This is a genomic window from Mycolicibacterium parafortuitum, from assembly GCF_010725485.1.
Classification (GTDB): domain Bacteria; phylum Actinomycetota; class Actinomycetes; order Mycobacteriales; family Mycobacteriaceae; genus Mycobacterium.
Map to the genome: position 1 here is coordinate 4,792,956 of NZ_AP022598.1, position 19,164 is coordinate 4,812,119.

Annotated in this window: 20 protein-coding genes and 1 pseudogene; 5 read left to right on the forward strand and 16 right to left on the reverse strand. The window is 69.6% G+C overall.

The window, feature by feature from the left end:
• Positions 1 to 122: 122 nt before the first annotated feature.
• Entirely contained in the window at positions 123 to 1,328 is a 1,206-nt protein-coding gene (locus tag NTM_RS22585; protein WP_163768002.1) for a serine hydrolase domain-containing protein, read from the forward strand.
• 30 nt (positions 1,329 to 1,358) lie between these two features.
• Positions 1,359 to 2,408, forward strand: a pseudogene (locus NTM_RS22590) (HNH endonuclease signature motif containing protein); the annotation flags it as partial.
• Positions 2,409 to 2,427: 19 nt separating this feature from the next.
• Here the strand turns inward: NTM_RS22590 and NTM_RS22595 are convergent.
• Genes NTM_RS22595 through NTM_RS22610 form a run of 4 tightly spaced genes read right to left on the reverse strand, consistent with a single transcriptional unit; the run spans position 2,428 to position 5,122 of the window.
• Positions 2,428 to 2,970, reverse strand: coding sequence for a hypothetical protein (locus tag NTM_RS22595; RefSeq protein ID WP_104860823.1), 543 nt, complete (start codon positions 2,968 to 2,970; stop codon positions 2,428 to 2,430).
• The gene (nusB, locus tag NTM_RS22600) at positions 2,971 to 3,462 is read right to left on the reverse strand and encodes a transcription antitermination factor NusB (protein ID WP_104860822.1); all 492 of its coding nucleotides are present in this window, start codon (positions 3,460 to 3,462) and stop codon (positions 2,971 to 2,973) included. It lies immediately after the preceding gene.
• Positions 3,455 to 4,018 carry an elongation factor P gene (gene efp, locus NTM_RS22605; RefSeq protein WP_163768005.1) on the reverse strand — a complete coding sequence of 188 codons (564 nt, stop codon included), beginning with the start codon at positions 4,016 to 4,018 and terminating at the stop codon, positions 3,455 to 3,457. The genes nusB and efp overlap by 8 nt, the downstream gene beginning before the upstream one ends.
• A 21-nt stretch (positions 4,019 to 4,039) precedes the next feature.
• Positions 4,040 to 5,122 (reverse strand): M24 family metallopeptidase, encoded by a 1,083-nt coding sequence (locus tag NTM_RS22610; protein ID WP_163768010.1) that lies wholly within the window; start codon positions 5,120 to 5,122, stop codon positions 4,040 to 4,042.
• Positions 5,123 to 5,155: 33 nt separating this feature from the next.
• Between NTM_RS22610 and NTM_RS22615 the strand changes: the two genes are divergently transcribed.
• Together NTM_RS22615 and NTM_RS22620 are read left to right on the forward strand one after the other, a co-directional pair.
• Entirely contained in the window at positions 5,156 to 5,752 is a 597-nt protein-coding gene (locus tag NTM_RS22615; RefSeq protein ID WP_104860819.1) for a B-4DMT family transporter, read from the forward strand.
• A gap of 8 nt (positions 5,753 to 5,760) precedes the next feature.
• Positions 5,761 to 6,660: a hypothetical protein gene (locus NTM_RS22620; protein WP_163768013.1), complete on the forward strand. Its 900-nt coding sequence runs from the start codon at positions 5,761 to 5,763 to the stop codon at positions 6,658 to 6,660.
• Here NTM_RS22620 and aroB read toward each other — a convergent pair.
• The 9 genes from aroB to NTM_RS22665 all read right to left on the reverse strand — a co-directional run bounded on the left by aroB (position 6,636) and on the right by NTM_RS22665 (position 15,907).
• Positions 6,636 to 7,727, reverse strand: a complete 1,092-nt coding sequence (gene aroB, locus NTM_RS22625; RefSeq protein WP_163768016.1) for a 3-dehydroquinate synthase — start codon at positions 7,725 to 7,727, stop codon at positions 6,636 to 6,638. The genes NTM_RS22620 and aroB overlap by 25 nt on opposite strands.
• Positions 7,724 to 8,386 carry a shikimate kinase gene (locus NTM_RS22630; RefSeq protein WP_163768021.1) on the reverse strand — a complete coding sequence of 221 codons (663 nt, stop codon included), beginning with the start codon at positions 8,384 to 8,386 and terminating at the stop codon, positions 7,724 to 7,726. The genes aroB and NTM_RS22630 overlap by 4 nt, the downstream gene beginning before the upstream one ends.
• Positions 8,386 to 9,594, reverse strand: a complete 1,209-nt coding sequence (aroC, locus tag NTM_RS22635) for a chorismate synthase (RefSeq protein WP_104860815.1) — start codon at positions 9,592 to 9,594, stop codon at positions 8,386 to 8,388. The genes NTM_RS22630 and aroC overlap by 1 nt, the downstream gene beginning before the upstream one ends.
• Positions 9,595 to 9,688: 94 nt before the next feature.
• On the reverse strand, positions 9,689 to 10,132 hold the full coding sequence (locus tag NTM_RS22640; protein WP_104860814.1) for a prepilin peptidase: 444 nt from the start codon (positions 10,130 to 10,132) through the stop codon (positions 9,689 to 9,691).
• Positions 10,133 to 10,141: 9 nt separating this feature from the next.
• The gene (locus tag NTM_RS22645) at positions 10,142 to 10,972 is read right to left on the reverse strand and encodes a shikimate dehydrogenase (protein ID WP_163768024.1); all 831 of its coding nucleotides are present in this window, start codon (positions 10,970 to 10,972) and stop codon (positions 10,142 to 10,144) included.
• Positions 10,950 to 12,197, reverse strand: a complete 1,248-nt coding sequence (mltG, locus tag NTM_RS22650) for an endolytic transglycosylase MltG (protein ID WP_163768026.1) — start codon at positions 12,195 to 12,197, stop codon at positions 10,950 to 10,952. The genes NTM_RS22645 and mltG overlap by 23 nt, the downstream gene beginning before the upstream one ends.
• The gene (gene ruvX / locus NTM_RS22655) at positions 12,190 to 12,717 is read right to left on the reverse strand and encodes a Holliday junction resolvase RuvX (RefSeq protein ID WP_163768029.1); all 528 of its coding nucleotides are present in this window, start codon (positions 12,715 to 12,717) and stop codon (positions 12,190 to 12,192) included. Before ruvX ends, mltG begins: the two co-directional genes overlap by 8 nt.
• 4 nt (positions 12,718 to 12,721) lie before the next feature.
• Positions 12,722 to 15,418, reverse strand: coding sequence for an alanine--tRNA ligase (gene alaS / locus NTM_RS22660; protein WP_163768032.1), 2,697 nt, complete (start codon positions 15,416 to 15,418; stop codon positions 12,722 to 12,724).
• Between the two features lie 87 nt (positions 15,419 to 15,505).
• On the reverse strand, positions 15,506 to 15,907 hold the full coding sequence (locus tag NTM_RS22665; protein ID WP_104860809.1) for a secondary thiamine-phosphate synthase enzyme YjbQ: 402 nt from the start codon (positions 15,905 to 15,907) through the stop codon (positions 15,506 to 15,508).
• A 96-nt stretch (positions 15,908 to 16,003) separates the two neighbouring features.
• On the opposite strand from NTM_RS22665, the gene NTM_RS22670 reads away from it, so the two are divergent.
• The gene (locus NTM_RS22670; RefSeq protein WP_104860808.1) at positions 16,004 to 16,312 is read left to right on the forward strand and encodes a GlsB/YeaQ/YmgE family stress response membrane protein; all 309 of its coding nucleotides are present in this window, start codon (positions 16,004 to 16,006) and stop codon (positions 16,310 to 16,312) included.
• A 77-nt stretch (positions 16,313 to 16,389) separates the two neighbouring features.
• Here NTM_RS22670 and NTM_RS22675 read toward each other — a convergent pair whose 3' ends face one another.
• From NTM_RS22675 to NTM_RS22685, 3 genes are all read right to left on the reverse strand, one after another.
• Positions 16,390 to 16,863 carry an SRPBCC family protein gene (locus NTM_RS22675; RefSeq protein ID WP_163768036.1) on the reverse strand — a complete coding sequence of 158 codons (474 nt, stop codon included), beginning with the start codon at positions 16,861 to 16,863 and terminating at the stop codon, positions 16,390 to 16,392.
• Positions 16,864 to 16,950: 87 nt separating this feature from the next.
• Positions 16,951 to 18,291, reverse strand: a complete 1,341-nt coding sequence (locus tag NTM_RS22680) for a replication-associated recombination protein A (protein ID WP_104860806.1) — start codon at positions 18,289 to 18,291, stop codon at positions 16,951 to 16,953.
• Between the two features lie 9 nt (positions 18,292 to 18,300).
• On the reverse strand, positions 18,301 to 19,140 hold the full coding sequence (locus NTM_RS22685; protein ID WP_163768039.1) for a DUF3097 domain-containing protein: 840 nt from the start codon (positions 19,138 to 19,140) through the stop codon (positions 18,301 to 18,303).
• Positions 19,141 to 19,164 lie beyond the last annotated feature (24 nt).

Sequence of the window (19,164 nt, forward strand, 5' to 3'; positions counted from 1 at the left end):
AGAATCCGCAGTGCTGCCATTGTTGCGCTGTTTGTCGCCGACCGGCGGCGGTTTTGCAGGTTTTGTTGCGCAGTACCGGTACTTGATGCGGCCGCGATCGGATGCTGGCCTACCCTGGCGCGATGAACCTCGACCGCAACAAGAGCTCCATCGTCGACGCCATCGATGCCGGGTTGCTGGCCGGGGCGGTGACGCTGGTCTGGCACGACGGCGAGGTCCGACAGGTCAACGAGCTGGGCTACCGCGACGTCGACGCGAAGCTGCCGATGCAGCGCGACACCATCTTCCGGATCGCGTCGATGACCAAGCCCGTCACCGTCGCGGCGGCCATGTCCCTGGTCGAAGAGGGCAAGCTGGCGCTGACCGATCGGATCGCGACGTGGCTGCCGGAGCTGGCGGACATGCGGGTGCTCGTCGATCCGCGCGGGCCGCTGGACCACACGGTGCCCGCGCAGCGCTACATCACCGTCGACGACCTGATGACCCACCGCAGCGGGCTGGCCTACATGTTCTCGGTGCTCGGCCCGATCTCCGACGCGTACCGCAAGCTCCCGACCCGCCAGGACCAGGACCGATGGCTGGCCGAGCTGGCCGAGTTGCCGCTGGTTCACCAGCCCGGCGAGCGACTGACGTACAGCCACGCCACCGACGTGCTCGGCATCATGTTGTCGCGCATCGAGGGCAAACCGCTCAGCGACGTCCTTACCGACCGCGTCCTCGGCCCGCTGGGCATGTCGGACACCGGGTTCAGCGTCGGCGCCGAGGGCAGGCGCCGGACGGCGACGATGTATCAGCTGGACAAGGACAGCACGCTGCGCCACGACGTGATGGGGCCGGCACCGATCGTGGATCCACCGTTCTGTACAGGCGGCGCGGGGCTGTTCTCGACGGTCGACGATTATCTGCGGTTCGCCCGGATGCTGTTGGCCGGCGGGACGCTGGACGGCACCCGGGTGCTGTCGCAGCATTCGGTCGACCTGATGCGGACCGACCGGTTGACCACCGAGCAGAAGCGTCATGACTTCCTCGGTGCACCGTTCTGGATCGGCCGCGGGTTCGGGCTGAACCTTTCGGTGGTCACCGACCCCGCGAAGTCGCGTCAACTGTTCGGCCCCGGCGGGCTCGGCACCTTCTCCTGGCCGGGCGCCTACGGCACCTGGTGGCAGGCGGATCCGTCGGCGAACGTGATCCTGATCTATCTGATCCAGAACCTGCCCAACCTGACCGTGGACGCCGCCGCCGCGGTGGCCGGCAACACGTCGCTGGCCAAGCTGCAGACGGCCCAGCCCAAGTTCGTGCGGAGCACCTACCAGGCGCTCGGCGTCTGACGCGGAGTTGTCGGGCCCGGGGCGTAGCCTCGGACGCAGGCCGCCGCCGCGCAGGCCCGGGTGACCGCGATGTGGGCCGCTAAGCGCGCCGCGGCCGAAGAAGCCGACGGCGTCCCGGCACGCAGACGCTGCAAGGGTCTGGCCGCGGAGGTCGCGCTGGCCCGCCACGACGCCCCCGTCTGCGGCAACACCCATCTCGGCGTGGCCAAGCTCGCGGGCTGGGGCAACAAGCGGGTCGAGGCCGAAGCCAAGCGGATCGCCGCCCGACTCGACGCCGCCGCGGTGGTGGAGCGCTCCGCCAAGGCCGAACAGGACCGGTGCGTGACCACGCGACCCGCCCCGAACTGCATGGTCTACGTGACCGTCCTGCTGCCCGTCGCCCAGGGTGTGGGGATGTTCGCCGCGCTCAAACAGGCGGCCGACACCACCTTCGACGACCGCTCACGCGGCCAGGTCATGGCCGACACCGCCTACGAAAGAGTCACCGGAAGGCAAGCTGCGCAACCGGTTTCGGTGTCACTGAACCTCGTCATGGCGGACACCACGCTGGCCGGCGACGACACCGAACCCGGTTGGCTCGACGGGTACGGCCCCGTACCGGCCGGCTTCGCGTGCAAGCTCACCGGCGATGCGGTCGCCGACAGAGATGCGAAGGCCATGCTGCGTCGCCTGTACCGGCACCCGACGAGTGGCCAGCTGGTGGGAATGGAGTCGCGTGCGCGGACCTTCCCCAAAGGTTTGGCGGCATTCATCGGAATCCGTGACCGCAGCTGCCGTACCCCGTACTGCAACGCGCCGATCCGCCACCACGACCACGCGACGCCCGACCGCGACGGCGGAAAGACCAGCGCGCGCAACGGGCTCGGCCTGTGCGAGGCCTGCAACTATGCCAAGGAGGCGCCGGGCTGGCGGGTCACCACCAGCGAGCATGACGGTGAGCACACGGCGGAGTTCGTCACGCCGACGCAGGCGAGGTACTACTCGATCGCGCCGCCACCGCCGGGCATGCCGGTGTCACGGCGCAGCATCGTCGAAGGCCGGTTCAGCATCGACCTGGTCACCTTCGAGCCCGCGGCCTGACCGGGCGCTGCAGCCCCCGCTACATCGAGCGCGACAGCACCCGACCGAACTGCAGCAGCCGCTGCATCTGCGCGAGCCCGCCGTTGTCCACGGACTTCACGAAACGGAAGGACTCGCAATAGATGTCGGTCTCGGCGACCGTCCGCTGCCGCGACCGGGTAATCAACTGGGTGTAGAGCCGCAGCTTCACCTCGGCCAGCCGCCGCGTCCCGTCGCCGAGCACCTCGTACTCGGTGGACAGCACCTGATCGGTGATGGTGGACAGCAGGATCGAGCGCGCCGAAGCCAGCAGGACCCGGCGGGAGCCGCCGTCGTCGGTGTCGGATACGTCGTCGTCGGCGCGCCAGATGATCAGCCGGCGCCCGTCGGTGGCGAGTACTTCCTGCCACAGCGCCTCACCCCAGGATTCCTCGGTGAACCCCCGGGTCATCACGAACGACCTGATCGCGGGTGGTTCGACGACCGACCGGATCTGGTCCACCGCGAGATCGGGATCGCGCAGGTACACGCGCGCCGCATCCTGCAAGCTGGTATACGGGGCCCAATCCTGCGGCGCACCCATCTACGTGTCGCTACCGCCGTCGCGGCCGCCCTGCACCGCCGCCGCCGCGGCGCGGATCTGCGGCGTCACCAGCATCACCTGGCCGAGTACCCCGTTGACGAAGCCGGGCGAATCGTCGGTCGACAGCTGCTTGGCCAGCTCGACGGCCTCGTCGACCGCCACCGGCTCGGGCACGTCCTCGGCGTACAGCAGCTCCCACACCGCGACCCTCAGCACGGCCCGGTCCACGGCGGGCAGCCGGTCCAGCGTCCAGCCCTGCAGATGCGCCGAGATCAGGTCGTCGATGTGGGCGGCATGCTCGGTCACCCCTCGTGCCACCGTCACGGTGTACGGGTTCAACGGGGAATGATCCTCGGAACCTTTCTGCGCCAACTCATTCCGCGCCTCGGCGACCTCGGCCGGGGTGATGCCGCGGGCTTCCGCCTCGAACAGCAGGTCGACGGCGCGTTTGCGCGCCTGGTGCCGACCCTTATCGCTCCTGCGGTCAGCCATTAACCCTTCCCAGGTAGCTACCGTCGCGCGAATCCACCTTCAGCTTGTCGCCGGTGTTGATGAACAGCGGCACCTGGATCTCGGCGCCGGTCTCCAGCGTCGCCGGCTTGGTGCCCGCGCTGGAGCGGTCGCCCTGCAGACCGCGCTCGGTGTGCGAGACCACCAGTTCGACGGTGACCGGAAGTTCGAGGTAGAGCGGGACGCCGTCGTGGAAGGCGATCTGCACGGGCATGCTCTCCAGCAGGAAGCCGGCGAGACGACCGACGAGCGCCTCGGGCAGCGGATGCTGCTCGAAGTCCTCGGAGTCCATGAAGACGAAGTCGTTGCCGTCGCGGTACAGGTAGGTGGCGTCGCGGCGGTCGACGGTGGCGGTCTCCACCTTCACGCCCGCGTTGTAGGTCTTGTCGACCACCTTGCCGGACACGACGTTCTTCAGTTTCGTGCGCACGAAGGCGGGGCCTTTACCGGGCTTGACGTGCTGGAATTCCACGATCTGCCACAGCTGGCCATCGATCTGAAGGACGAGCCCGTTCTTGAAGTCGGCGGTCGATGCCACGTGGGTTGTACTCCTAGCTTTCTAGATGATCACCAGTTCCTTCGGGAACCGTGTGAGTAGGTCTGGGCGTTTGTCGACCACAAGCGTGTCCTCGATGCGGACACCGCCGCGGCCGGGCAGGTAGACGCCGGGCTCCACAGTCACAGCAGAGCCAGCAAGCAGTGTACCGGCGGCAGCGGAGTTGATTCCCGGCGCTTCGTGGATCTGCAGCCCCACCCCGTGGCCGAGACCGTGGCCGAAGTTGTCCGCATAGCCGGCGTCGGCGATGACCTGCCGCGATGCGGCGTCGACGTCCTTGAGCGCGACGCCGGGCGCCAGCGCCTCGCGCCCCGCCCGCTGCGAGTCGGCGACCAATGAATAGATGTCGCGCTGCCAGTCGGCGACCGGGGACAGCACGAACGTGCGGGTCATGTCGGAGTGATAGCCGGCCACCAGCGCACCGAAGTCGATCTTGACGAAGTCCCCGGCCGCCAGCACCGCGTCGGTGGGCCGGTGGTGCGGGATCGCCGAGTTCACACCGGTCGCGACGATGGTCTCGAACGATGCGCCGTCGGCACCGTGGGCGAGCATCAGCGACTCCAGCTCGTTGCGGACCTCCTTCTCCGTGCGTCCCACGCGCAGCCCGCCGCCGTCGACCAGATCCCGCAGCGCGGCGTCGGCCGCCTCGCAGGCGAGACGCAGCAGCGCCACCTCGCCGGCATCCTTGATCTCCCGCAGCCCCTCGACGGTGCCCGCGGCCCGCACTAATTCGCACCCGTCGCCCGCCGCGGTCGTCAGCGCCGCGAACGCGTCCACGGTCACGACGTGGCTCTCGAACCCGAGCTTGCGCACCCCGTCCTCGGCGGCGCGCTTGGCCAGATGCGGACCGCACGCGCGCTCGATGACCACCTCGGCATCGGGCGCCTGCTGCGCCGCCTGGGTGCGGTAGCGCCCATCGGTGGCAAGCACCGGCGTTTCGCGCTCGGCAAGCACCAGCAGGGCGGCGTTCGACCCCGTGAAACCGGACAGGTAACGCACATTGACCAGGTCTGATACCAGCATGGCGTCCAGCCCGGCCTTCGCCAGCCGCTCCCGCAGCCGGCCGCGCCGCTGAGAAATCGTCACAGCGGCTGACGGTACTCGCTAAGGTGAGGCCCCATGAGCAAGTGGTTGGTGCGTGGACTGGCGTTCGCGGCCCTGATGGTCATTGTCCGGTTGCTACAGGGGGCGATGATCAACGCCTGGGAAACCAAGGCGGCTCTGATCAGCGCCGTACTGGTCGCCCTGTACGCGGTGGTGGCCGTGGTGTGGGGTTACGCCGACGGACGTTCCGACGCGCGCCGCAACCCCGACCCGGACCGCCGCGACGATCTCGCGATGACGTGGCTGCTGGCCGGGCTGTTCGCGGGCGTGGTCAGCGGAGCGGTGGCCTGGTTCATCGGCTTGTTCTACAACAACCTCTACGTCGAGGGCCTGATCAACGAGATCACCACGTTCGCGGCGTTCACCGCACTGCTGGTGTTCGTCTGCGCGATCATCGGTACCGCACTCGGACACTGGCTGGTGGACCGCAAAGCCCCGGAGCAGTCGCGCCGCCGTGAGGACGACGACCGTGCCGACACCGATGTCTTCGCCGCGGTGCGCGACGACACCACCGACTACGACTCCTACCCCGGCGCGGAAACCGAGCAGCAGACCTCGTCCGTTGCGCTCGCCGAGGACGAGACCCGCCCGGTCGACAAGCGCGACAACTGATCTGACCGGTGACGCCGGACGAGTTCTGCGCGTCCGACAGCTGGAGTCCGCTCAGCGCCGCGGCGTCCCATTCGCAGCTCGCCGGCGTCCTCGGCGGCTTTCTGATCACCGCGATCGCGCTGCTGTTCGACCGCAAGAGCCGCGAAGGTGTGCACATCCTGGCGCTGTTCGCGTCGGCGGTGCTGATCCTGATGCTGGACAGTTTCCTGTTCAGCCTGATCTCGGGCAATCAGCCTCCCGGAGGCGCCGGGCGCAACGAGTTCTGCGGTATCACCTGGACTCAGTCGGCGCTGTCGACGGGCATGCTCGCCGCGGGCACCACGGCGCTGTTCGGCGGGCTGGGCTGGATGCTGGCAGCCCACGCCGTCAACCGGGCCGGCGCCGCTGACGCCGACGACGTCGCGGCCTACGGTTTCCTGGCCGACCTCGGAGGCTGGCTGACCTTCGCCGCGGCGATGGCCTCGACGCTCATCCTGTCCGAGACCACCGTCGACTATCTGCGTTCCATGTACGGCAGGTTCCCGCACGGCGCGCTGACCGCCGCCATCACCGCCGCCGCGGCGGCGGCCGTGCTCGTCGAGTTCCTCTTCGTCTACGTCCGCACCCGCGCGCTTCGGCGGTCCCTGGCGTCCGAGTCCGAGCAAACCAGGCTGGCGTTGCGCTCGATCAAGATCGCGACCATCGGTCTGGTCGGGCTGGCGATCGTCGCGGGCTGGTTCGCCCTCAGCGTGCCCCGGTACCCCCGAGAGTGGATGACCGAACCCCACCAACTCATCGTCGCAGCGGTGGTGGCGCTGACGTTCGTCGCACCGGTCTTCGTCGCGACGGCGATCTGCTATTCGGTACCCAGCACCGACGCACGCCGGATCCGCGTGCGCGGCCGTCAGTCCCGGGCTACCTCGGCGTAGGCGGCGGCCAGCAGCGACGGATCCGGGCCTTCGAGGCGTCCCGGTTTGCCCAGCCCGTCGAGCACCACGAACCGCAACACCCCGGCACGGGTCTTCTTGTCCCCCAGCATCGCCTCCATCAACTGTGGAAGCGCGTCCGCGTCGTAGCTGACCGGCAACCCCAGCGACGTCAGGATCGTGCGGTGGCGCGCGGCGGTGCCGTCGTCGAGCCGCCCGGCCAGCCGGCCGAGTTCGGCGGCGAACACCAGCCCGACCGACACCGCGGCGCCGTGGCGCCACTGGTAGCGCTCCCGCCGCTCGATCGCATGCGCCAGGGTGTGGCCGTAGTTGAGGATTTCGCGCAGCTGCGATTCCTTCTCGTCGGCGGCCACGACCTCGGCCTTGACCGCGACGGCACGCCTGATCAGTTCGGGCAGTACGGCACCGGACGGGTCGAGCGCGGCGTCCGGGTCGGCTTCGATCATGTCGAGGATGACGGGGTCGGCGATGAAACCGGCCTTCACGATCTCGGCCATTCCGGCGATGATCTCGTTGCGCGGCAACGACTCCAGCGTCGCCAGGTCGATCAGCACCGCGGCCGGCTGGTGGAACGCTCCGACGAGGTTCTTGCCCGCCTCGGTGTTGATCCCGGTCTTGCCGCCCACCGCGGCGTCGACCATGCCCAGCAGCGTGGTGGGGACGTGCACGATGTCGATGCCGCGCAACCAGGTGGCCGCCGCGAAGCCGGCCACATCGGTGGCCGCTCCCCCGCCCAGGCTCACGATCGCATCCTTACGACCGATGCCGATCCGGCCGAGCACCTGCCAGATGAACCCGACGACGGGCAGTTCCTTACCGCCCTCGGCGTCCGGGATCTCGATGCGGTGCGCGTCGATCCCGTTGTCCGCCAGGTGCTTCCGGATCACCTCGGCGGTCTCGTTCAGAGTGGGTTGATGCAGGATCGCGATCTTGTGCCGTCCGTCGAGGACACGACCGAGATCGCCGAGCAGACCTCTGCCGATGATCACCGGGTAGGGCGGATCGGTCCGAACGTCAACGGTTACGGGGTCCGTCGCCGACTCTGTCACTGCGCGTCCTTTCCCATGCAGGAGGATCCCTTGCCCTTCTGGGCGGCCACCACCGCGGGGCTCGGCGGCGCGTCGGTCGACGGTGTGGGCGTCAGCGACAGCGGCGCCCGCCGCCACACCGTGCGCCTGCGCCGCCGTTCGGGTTTGGCCTCCGGGTCCTCCAGTCGCGCACAGATGTAGCGCACGACCGCCCCGGGGTTGCGGTGGTTGGTGTTGACCCGGATGGCGGAGATCTGCCGGTACAGCGGAACACGTTCTGCCATAAGGGCTTTGAATTTCTCGCCGCGGTCCGGTCCGGCGAGCAGCGGCCGTACGGTCGAACCCCCGGTGCGCCGGATGCCCTCGGCGGCACTGATCTCCAGGTAGACCACGTTGTGCCCGGCGAGCGCCTCGCGGACACCCTCGGTGGTCACCGCGCCCCCACCCAGGGACAGCACTCCGTCGTGGGTCGCCAGCGCATCGCGGATCACCCGCTCTTCGATCCGGCGGAACTCGGCTTCGCCGTCGGTGGCGAAGATGTCGGCAATGGTCCGCCCGGTGGTCTGCTCGATCGCGTTGTCGGTGTCGAGCAGCGGAACCTCCAGCGCCTTGGCCAGGCGCCGCCCGATGGTGGACTTACCCGACCCCGGCAGGCCGATCAGCACCGCCTTCGGAGCCATCAGGTCGACACCCCGTTGGCCGACGGTTCACGCGCGGCCACCGAACGCAGGTAGTTGTCGATGTTGGCCCGTGTCTCGGCCAGGGAGTCGCCGCCGAACTTGGCCAGCGCCGCGCGGGCCAGCACCAGCGCCACCATCGTCTCGACCACGACACCGGCGGCGGGCACCGCGCACACGTCGGACCGCTGGTGGATCGCGACGGCCTCGTCGCCAGTCGACATGTCGACCGTCGCCAGTGCGCGCGGCACGGTGGAGATCGGCTTCATCGCCGCCCGCACCCGGACCGGCAGCCCGTTGGTCATACCGCCTTCGAGCCCGCCGGCGCGGTTGGTGGACCGGATCACCCCGTCGGGGCCAGGGTAGATCTCGTCGTGCGCGACGCTGCCTCGCCGGCGTGCCGTCTCGAAGCCGTCACCGATCTCGACACCCTTGATGGCCTGGATTCCCATCACGGCACCGGCGAGCTGGCTGTCGAGCCGGTTCTCGCCACTGGTGAACGAGCCGAGCCCGACGGGAAGCCCGTGCGCGACCACCTCGACGACGCCGCCGAGGGTGTCGCCGTCACGTTTGGCCGCCTCGATCTCGGCGATCATCAGTTCTTCGCTGCGCTTGTCGAACGCGCGCACCGGGCTGTCGTCGACGGCGGCCAGATCGGCGGCCTGCGGCGGCGGGCCGTCGTAGGGTTCGGACGCGCCGATCGAGATCACATGGGACACGATGTCGACGCCGAGCGCCTGCTTCAGGAACGCACGGGCCACCGTGCCCGCCGCGACCCGCGCCGCGGTCTCGCGCGCGCTCGCGCGTTCCAGCACCGGCCGCGCGTCGTCGAAGCCGTACTTGAGCATTCCGGCGTAGTCGGCGTGCCCTGGGCGCGGCCGGGTCAACGGCGCGTTACGGGCGGCGCTGTCGGCCAGCGCCTCGGCGTCCACCGGGTCGGGAGCCATCACGGTCTCCCACTTCGGCCATTCGGTGTTGCCGATCTCGATGGCGATCGGCCCGCCCAGCGTGAGGCCGTGACGCATTCCGGCCAGCAAGGTGACCTGGTCCTGCTCGAACTTCATCCGTGCGCCGCGGCCGTAGCCGAGGCGGCGGCGGGCGAGTTGATCGGCGATGTCGCCGGAGGTCACGTGGACGCCGGCGACCATCCCTTCGACCATCGCCACCAGCGCCCGGCCGTGAGATTCACCTGCAGTCGTCCATCGCAACACGCGTCCCAGTTTCGCATGCCAGGTCAGCCGCGTTGAAATCCTGCTGCGCCGTCGCGCGCACGGCCGTGTCACACCACGACGTCACACCACCACGTCACACCAACATGGCGCACCCGACCACCAGCCCGGCGGCCAGGCACATCGACGGCCCGTGCGGGACCGTCGAGCGCGCACCGCGCAATTGCCGCCACAGGGCGAGCACACCGGTGGCCAGCGAGGCACCCAGAGCGGACAGCACCCATACGTCGGCGCCGTACACGCCGGTCAGGGCGCCGAGACCGAGCGCGAGTTTGACGTCACCGGCACCCAGAGCGGCCGGTGCGATCAGGTGCACGGTGAGGTAGACGCCGAACAACGCCGCCGCCCCGGCGACAGCGGCCGGCCCGTGCCCGGTGCCTGCCGCGACGACCAGGATCGCCGCGGCACCGGGCAGGGTCAGCGTGTTCGGCAACCGGCGGCTCCGGATGTCGCACGCGCTCAACGCGATCAACCAGACCGCGACGACTGCGGTGGCGATCCCGCCGGCGATCTCCCCCACCCGTCGAGGTTAAGCCCGCGCCAGCGCCTGCCTCATCGCCTCTTTCGGAGCCGGCAGCCCGGTGAACTGCTCCACTTGGACGAAGGCCTGGTTCAGCAGCATCTCGAAGCCGCTGATGACCCGGCCCCCGGCGGCCGCCACGGCCGCGGCGAGCGGGGTCGGCCACGGGTTGTAGATCGCGTCGAGCAGCACCGGTGCGCCGGCCAGCGCCGCGGCGTGCGGGGCGACCGCGTCGGCCGGGACGGTGTTCACCGCGACGTCCACGCCGGCGACGACTTCGGGCAACCGGTCGTCGGGCAGGCCCACCCAGTCGGTGTCCGCGCCGCAGGCACGGCCGAGTTCCAGCAGCGCCGCGGCCTTCTCGGCGTTGCGGGCCGCGACGGTGACGTGGGTGATCCCGGTCCGGATCAGCCCGACGACGACGGCCGGGGCGGTCCCGCCCGACCCGATCACGACGGCACGCCGACCCGCGACCCGGGCATCGGCCAACGCGCCCGCGACCCCGTCGATGTCGGTGTTGTCGGCCCGCCACCCGGTCGCGGTGCGCACCAGCGTGTTCGCCGAACCGACCGCACGGGCCCGCTCGGTCGCCTCGTCGGCGACGCGCAACGCCGCGAACTTGCCTGGCATCGTCACCGACAGCCCGACCCACTCCGGGCCGAGACCCGCGACCAGACCGGGCAGTTCGTCCTCACCGCATTCGATGCGGTCGTAGGTCCAACCGTGCAGCCCCAGCGCCCGGTACGCGGCCAGGTGCAGCTGCGGGGACCGCGAGTGCGCGATCGGGGAACCCAGCACGGCCGCGCGCCGCGGCGCGTCACCGGGCCGAGTCGAGGACACCGTTGCGGATCGCGAGCTCGATGTTGGCCAGATGCTGTTCGTACTCCTTGGTGAACAGCGTGGTGCCCTGCATGTCGATGGTGACGAAGTACAGCCAGTCACCGGGCTCGGGCCGTTCGGCGGCCACGAGCGCGGGGCCACCGGGTGAGCAGATCGGCGTGGCGGGCAGGCCGGGCCGCACGTAGGTGTTCCACGGGGTCATCTGCCCGCGGTCGCCGTCGGTGGTCGCGACCTCGATGCGGTCCAGCGGGTAGTTGACCGTGGAGTCGAACTCCAGCGTGCGCCGCTCCGCGAGCCGGTTGTAGATCACCCGGGCGACCTTCGAGAAGTCCTCGGGGGTGGACTCCCGCTGCACCAGGGACGCGACGACGAGCACCTCGTACGGGGTCATGTCGATCGCGGTCGCGGTGGTGAGCAGACCGCTCTGCTCGTATTGCGCGGCACTCGTGGAGATCAGCGTCGCGAGGATGTCCTGCGGGGGTGCCGACGGGTCGATGTTCCAGGTGCCGGGTGCGATCAGGCCCTCCAGCCTGCGGTGGTCGGAGCCCATCGCGTTCACGGCGTCCGTCGCCCACTCCGGCACACCCAGTTCGAGCGGCGTCGCGGTCGACGCGACGTTCTTGAGGTCCTCGGCGGGCACACAGCGCCGGTTGCCGTCGAGGTCGACGCAGGACGCGTTCGAGATCAGCGTCAGGATGCCCGCGGTGACGGCGTTGGTCTTCACGTCGCGGACGTCGTCGAGCTGGCGGCCCTCCGGGATCACCAGCTTGCCGACCCGGTTGGCCGGATCGGCCAGCCGTTCCACCGCGGACGACGCCGGGATCTCGGTGCGCATCTTGTAGAAGCCCGGTTGGATCGCCGAGATCGCCGAGTTCCCGTCGGCCGCGTCGACGAACGTCTTGACGTTGGCGACCACGTTGTTGTCCTGCAGCGTCTGCCCGATCGCGGTGGTCGAGTCGCCGTCGTGGACCTGGATGACCACGTCGTTGACACCGTTACCGGCGAAATCGGTGCTGTTGCCGCCGAACACCGAGTGCCACATCCGCGAGCCGAGGAACACCGCGACGACCGCGACGACGACGAGCATCGACAGCGCGACGACAAGGCCGGCACGCCGGCGGCGCCGCATGCGCTCGGCCCTGGCGCGCTCCCGCCGCGTCATCCGCTGGCGGGGCGGGCCCACCGCCAACGGCTCGGCCCGGTCCGTGTGCCAATTGTCAGTCATCCAAGACCTCTCCGTGTGCGGGCAACGCTGCCCGCCTCTGGTCCAGCCAGTTCTGAAGGATCCCCACCGCCGCGGCCTGGTCGATCACCGACCGTTGACCCCGGGCCCGTACTCCCGCCTCCCGTAACGCCCGCTGCGCGGTCACCGTGGTGAACCGCTCGTCGGCCAACCGCACCGGCACGGGCGCGACCCGCGCTGCCAGCTGGTCGGCGACGTCGATGGCATCCTGCGCCGACGACCCGGCCCGGTCGGCCAGCGTCCGCGGCAACCCGACCACGACTTCCACCACCTGATACTCGTCGACCAGCGCCGCGAGTCTGCGCACATGTTTGCCGGCGCGCCGATCCCGGGCCACCGTCTCCACCGGCGTCGCGAGGATCGCGTCAGGATCGCTGACGGCAACCCCGATACGCACAGTGCCCACGTCCACACCGAGCCGTCGGCCGCGCCCCGGATCGGGGGCCGCGTTCGGATCGCCGGGACGATCAGGTACCCGGCCGGTCCAGTCGGTGTCGGGCACGCGGCTAACTCCGGCCCATCTCCGCACGTATCGCCGCCAGTGCGGCGTCGATACCTGCCGCCCCCTTACCGGATCCCTGTGCCAGATCGGCCTTGCCTCCACCGCGGCCGTTGACCGCGGCCCCCAGCACCTTGACCAGGTCGTTGGCGCGCAATCCGCGGTCCTGGGCGGCCTGGTTGACCGCGACCACGAACGGCACCGAGTCGTCGTCACCCTCGGCGATCAGCGCGACGACGGCCGGGTCGCTGCCCAGCTTGCCGCGCACATCGCCGACGAGCGAGCGCAGATCGCCCGCAGAGATCCCGCCGGCCATCCGCTGGGCGACCAGCCGGACGCCGTTGATGTCCTCGGCGCCCGCGGCGGCGTTGGCCGCGGCGGCGCGCGCACCGGCCAGCCGCAGCCGGTCGAGTTCCTTCTCCGCGGCGCGCAACCGGTCCACCAGGTTCTCCACCCGGGCGGGCACTTCGTCGGAGGGCACCTTCAGCGAGGACGCCAGCCCGGCGAGCAGGGCCCGTTCCTTCGCGAGGTGCTTGAACGAATCCAGGCCGACGTACGCCTCGACACGGCGCACCCCGGAGCCGACCGAGGACTCCCCGAGCACGGTGACCGGGCCGATCTGCGCCGAGTTCTGGACGTGGGTGCCGCCACACAGTTCCAGCGAGAACGGGCCGCCGATCTCGACCACCCGGACCTCGTCGGGGTAGGCCTCACCGAACAGCGCCATCGCACCCATCGCCTTGGCCTGGTCCAGCGAGGTGTTGAACGTGTTGACCTCGAACGCGGCGATCACGGCCTCGTTGGCGACCACCTCGATGTCGCGACGCTGATCCTCGCTCAGCGCGCCCTGCCAGTTGAAGTCGAAGCGCAGGTAGCCCGGTCGGTTCAGCGAGCCGGCCTGCACCGCGTTGGGTCCGAGCACCTGACGCAGCGCCGCGTGCACCATGTGGGTGCCCGAGTGGCCCTGGGTCGCGCCGTGGCGCCAGTTCGGGTCCACCGCCGCGACCACGGTGTCACCCTCGACGAACTCGCCGGACTCGACGGTGATGCGATGCGCCCACAGCGTTTTCGCGATCTTCTGGACGTCGTTGACGGCGGCTTTCGCGGTCGCGGACGCCCCGGTCCCGGTGACGGTGCCCTCGTCGGCGATCTGGCCGCCCGACTCGGCGTAGAACGGGGTGCGGTCGAGGATCAGCTCGACGCGGTCGGGGGCGTCCTCGCGTCCGCTGTGCGACACCACCGGGACCCGCTTGCCGTCCACGAAGATCCCGAGGATACGTGCCTCGGTGGTCAGTTCGTCGAAACCGGTGAACTCGGTCGGGCCGGCGTCGACGAGCTCGCGGTAGGCCGACAGGTCGGTGTGCGCCTGTTTGCGGGCGGCCGCATCGGCCTTGGCGCGCCTGCGCTGTTCGGCCATCAGGCCACGGAAGCCCTCTTCGTCGACTGACAGACCGGCCTCGGCGGCCATCTCCAGGGTCAGGTCGATCGGGAAACCGTAGGTGTCGTGCAGGGTGAACGCATCGTTGCCCGACAGCGTGGACTTCCCGGCGGCCCGGGTCGATTCGGCAGCGTCGTCGAACAGTTTCGACCCGGACGCCAGGGTGCGGTTGAACGCGGTCTCCTCGGCGACCGCGATGCGGTTGATGCGCTCGAAGTCGGCGACCAGTTCGGGGTAGGACGGCCCCATCGCGTCGCGCACGGTCGTCATCAGTTCGCCCATGATGGGGCGATCGACGCCGAGCAGCTTGGCGGAGCGGATGATGCGGCGCAGCAGCCTGCGCAGCACGTAGCCGCGGCCCTCGTTGCCGGGGGTGACGCCGTCACCGATGATGATCGCCGCGGTGCGGCTGTGGTCGGCGATGATGCGGTACCGGACGTCGTCCTCGTGGTTGCCCTGGCCGTAACCGCGCGGCGCGATCGCGGCGACCAGGTCGATGACGGGCCGGACCAGGTCGGTCTCGTAGACGTTGTCGACACCCTGCAGCAGGCACGCGATGCGTTCGACACCCATGCCGGTGTCGATGTTCTTGCGCGGCAGCGGCCCGAGGATCTCGAAGTCGTCCTTCGAGGTGCCCTCGCCGCGCTCGTTCTGCATGAACACGAGATTCCAGATCTCGATGTAGCGGTCCTCGTTGGCCTCGGGTCCGCCGTCGACACCGTATTCGGGTCCGCGGTCGAAGTAGATCTCCGAGCAGGGCCCGCACGGCCCGGGGATCCCCATGGACCAGTAGTTGTCGGCCATCCCGCGGCGCTGGATGCGCTCGAGCGGCAGCCCGGCCACTTCCCGCCAGATCTCGATCGCCTCGTCGTCATCGAGATAGACGGTGGCCCAGAGCTTTTCGGGATCGAATCCGTAGCCGCCGTCGTCGACGGAGTTGGTCAGCAGCGACCAGGCCAGTTCGATGGCACCTTTCTTGAAGTAGTCGCCGAAGCTGAAGTTGCCGGCCATCTGGAAGAAGGTGTTGTGCCGGGTGGTGATGCCGACCTCGTCGATGTCCGGGGTGCGGATGCACTTCTGGACGCTGGTGGCCCGCGGATACGGCGGGGTGCGCTGTCCGAGGAAGTACGGCACGAACTGCACCATGCCCGCGTTGACGAACAACAGGTTGGGGTCGTCGAGGATCACCGAAGCACTGGGCACCTCGGTGTGGCCCGCCTTCACGAAATGATCAAGGAACCGCTTCCTGATCTCGTGTGTCTGCACGTCCTGACGTCCTTCGGCTCAACCTGCGAATACTCGACCGCACTACAGTACCGGTCTGGGTCGCGCGGGTTTCGACGGACGACGGGGTCAGCCCGCGACGAAGCTGAGCCGGACCGATCGGCGGGGGTTGTCCCTGTTCAGGTCGACCAGCACGATGCTCTGCCAGGTGCCCAGCAGCGGTTCTCCGTCGGCGACGGGCACCGTCACCGACGGCGACACCAGACCGGGCAGCACATGGTCGGCGCCGTGGCCGGGCGACCCGTGCCGGTGGCGGTAGCGGTCGTCGCGCGGCAGCAGCCGCTCCAGGGTGTCGACGAAATCGTGATCGGAGCCCGCCCCGGTCTCCAGGACGGCGATGCCCGCCGTCGCGTGCGGGACGAACACGTTGCACAGTCCGTCTCCGCGGCCTGCGCAGAAGTCGCGCACCGCATCGGTCAGGTCGACGGTCGTGCGCCGCGAGGTGTCGAGCTCGAGTACGTCGGTGTGCACGAGTCGAGGGTACGGAGAAGTGGTTTGACGCCGGCGTTTATTCGGTCGGGGGCAGGGGTATTTCAGCCGCAGCCGCAACGTCCCACGGAGGTAGACATGACCATCACCGGCATCATCACCGCGATCCTCGTCGGCATCGTCGTCGGCGTGCTCGCCCGGCTCGTCCTGCCCGGCAAGCAGAAGATCGGCGTCCTTCTCACCGTCCTGGTCGGCATCGTCGCGGCGTTGGTCGGTACCGCGCTGGCCCGGGCGATGGGCCTGGCCGCGGTCGCCGGCGATTTCAACTTCGGTGAGTTCATCGTCCAGGTCGTCGTCGCGGTCGCCGGCGTCGCCCTCGTCACCGCGCTGATGGGCCGCCGTCGCACCGGCCTGATGGGCGGTCGCCGCTCGGGCATCCTGCGCTGAGCAACCCGAAGACACCATCCTGGTGATCCCGGCTGGGCCCCCGACCGGCCGGGATCACCCCTTTTCCGGCCCGATGCCTACATCCGAGCCAGTAGCGCGTCGAGCTTCTGGTATCCCTGGGCCATACCGTGTTCCATACCGGAGGACAGCAGCGCGTCCCGCGCCTCGACGGTGGAGCAGATGGAGCGCCCACGTAGCCGCGAGCAGCTTCCACCGAGGTCCTCGAACCACAGGAATTCCAGATTCACCGAGTCCGGGGCCCCGTCGAATTCGAAGGTCTGCAGGATGAATTCGTTCGGCCGCACGGTGTGGAACGTGCCGTGGAACCCGTACGTTCCCCGGGCGTCCCGATGGGAGTAGCGGTAGCCGCCGTGACTGTGGAAGTTCCACTCGGTGATGTCCATCTCCAATCCGTCCGGTCCCAGCCACCGCGTGACCAGGTCCGGTTCGGCGTGCGCACGGAACAGCGCGGCGACCGGGGCATCGAAGCGCCGGGTGAATTCCATGGCCAGGGTGTCGACGGGTGCGGTGAGGTCCAGGGTGGTCGTCATGGCGGCGTCCTCTCGTGTCGGGTTCCACGTGTCGGTGGTTACACCAGATCGACTCGCCCTGGGCCGAGATCTCATCGGCTCAGGAAGTCAGCGGCGCCGGCGGATGATCGCGCGCAGCTTCTCCAAGCGGGTGGTGATCTCGCGCTCCGTGCCGTGGTTGGTGGGCCGGTAATAGTCCACGCCCACCAGCTCGTCGGGCGGATACTGTTGTGACGCAACGCCACCCGGATGGTCGTGGGCGTACTTGTACCCGACCGCGTTGCCCAGTTTCTGCGCCCCGGAGTAGTGCCCGTCGCGCAGGTGGGCGGGCACCAGACCGGCCTTACCCGCACGGATGTCGGCCATCGCGGCCCCCAGCGCGGTGGTGACGGCGTTCGACTTCGGCGCGGTCGCCAGGTGCACCGTCGCGTGCGCCAGGGTCAGCTGTGCCTCCGGCATCCCGATCAGCTGGACCGTCTGCGCGGCCGCGACCGCGATCGGCAGTGCGGTGGGGTCGGCCATCCCGATGTCCTCGCTGGCCAGGATCATCAGCCGGCGGGCCACGAAGCGCGGATCCTCGCCGGCGACGAGCATCCTGGCCAGATAGTGCAGCGCGGCGTCGACGTCGGAACCGCGCACCGACTTGATGAACGCGCTGACGACGTCGTAGTGCTGGTCACCGTCGCGGTCGTAGCGCAGCGCCGCCTTGTCCAGCGACTGCTCGATCACCTCGACGGTGACCGTCTCCCCCGATTCCGTGACGGTTTCGGACGCGACTTCCAGCGCGGTCAGCGCGCGCCGCGCATCCCCGGCCGACAGTTGCACCAGTTGGTCGACGGCGTCGTCGGTGACCTCGACCTTGCCGCCGAGCCCACGCTCGTCGCTGATCGCCCGCCGGAGCACCGTGGCGACATCGGCCGGTGTCAGGGGCTGCAATTGCAGGATCAGCGACCGGCTCAGCAGCGGCGCGACCACCGAGAACGACGGGTTCTCGGTGGTGGCCGCGACCAGCAGCACGACCCGGTTCTCGACCGCGGCAAGCAGCGCGTCCTGCTGGGTCTTGGAAAACCGGTGCACCTCGTCGATGAACAGCACGGTCTGCTCGCCGCGCATCGCGGCCTGCCGCGCGACATCTATCACGGCGCGGACCTCTTTGACCCCGGCCGCCAGCGCCGACAGCGCCTCGAACCGGCGGCCGGTGGCCTGCGAGATCATCGACGCGAGCGTGGTCTTGCCGGTACCGGGCGGGCCGTACAGGATCACCGACGCCGCGCCGGAGCCCTCGATGAGACGGCGCAGTGGCGAGTTGGGTTTGAGCAGGTGGTCCTGGCCGACGACCTCGTCGAGGTTCGCCGGACGCATGCGAACCGCCAGCGGCACCGACGCACCGACCGGCCCCGCGGCGGGCGGCGCGGGCTCCCCGGGCACGTCGAACAGGCTGTCGGACACGCTCCCTGCTTACACGGGTGCGGTGACGAAGTCGATGAGCTCCTCGACCCGGCCGATCAGCTCGGGTTCCAGGTCGGTCCAGTCCCGGACCCGGCCCCTGATCTTCTGCCAGGCCGCGGCGATGTCGGCCTGGTCGCGGTGCCGCCAGCCCAGCGCCGCGCAGACGCCGTGCTTCCAGTCCTGCCCCTTCGGGATCACCGGCCACTCCGCGACGCCCAGCCGCGCGGGTTTGACCGCCTGCCAGATGTCGATGAACGGATGGCCCACCACCAGCGTGTGTTCGCCGCCGGGGCCGCGTCGCACGGCCTCGGCGATGCGCGCCTCCTTCGACCCGGCGACGAGGTGGTCGACGAGCACCCCGAGCCGGCGGCCGGGGCCGGGCCGGAAGTCGGCGACGATCGCGGCGAGGTCGTCGACGCCGCCGAGATACTCGACGACCACCCCCTCGATGCGCAGATCCTCGCCCCACACCTGTTCGACGAGCTCGGCGTCGTGCCGGCCCTCGACGTAGATGCGGCTGGCCAGGGCGACCTTCGCGCGCGCGTTCTTGACCGCGACCGAGCCCGACGCGGTGCGCGTCGGTGCGGCCGGGCCTGCCTTCTTCGGCGCGGTCAGGATGACGGGTTTGCCGTCGATCAGGTAGCCGGGGCCGACCGGGAACGGCTTGGTCCTGCCGTTGCGGTCTTCGAGTTCCATCCGGCCGTACTCGACGCGCACGATCGCGCCGACGAACCCGGTCTGGGCGTCCTCGACGACCATCCCGATCTCGATCGGCGTCTCGACCGAGCGGGGTTTGCGGGCCTGGTGCGGATTGTTGGCCAGGATGTCGGTGCCATAGCGATCAGCCACCGGGTGATCCTAGGAAGAACAGCG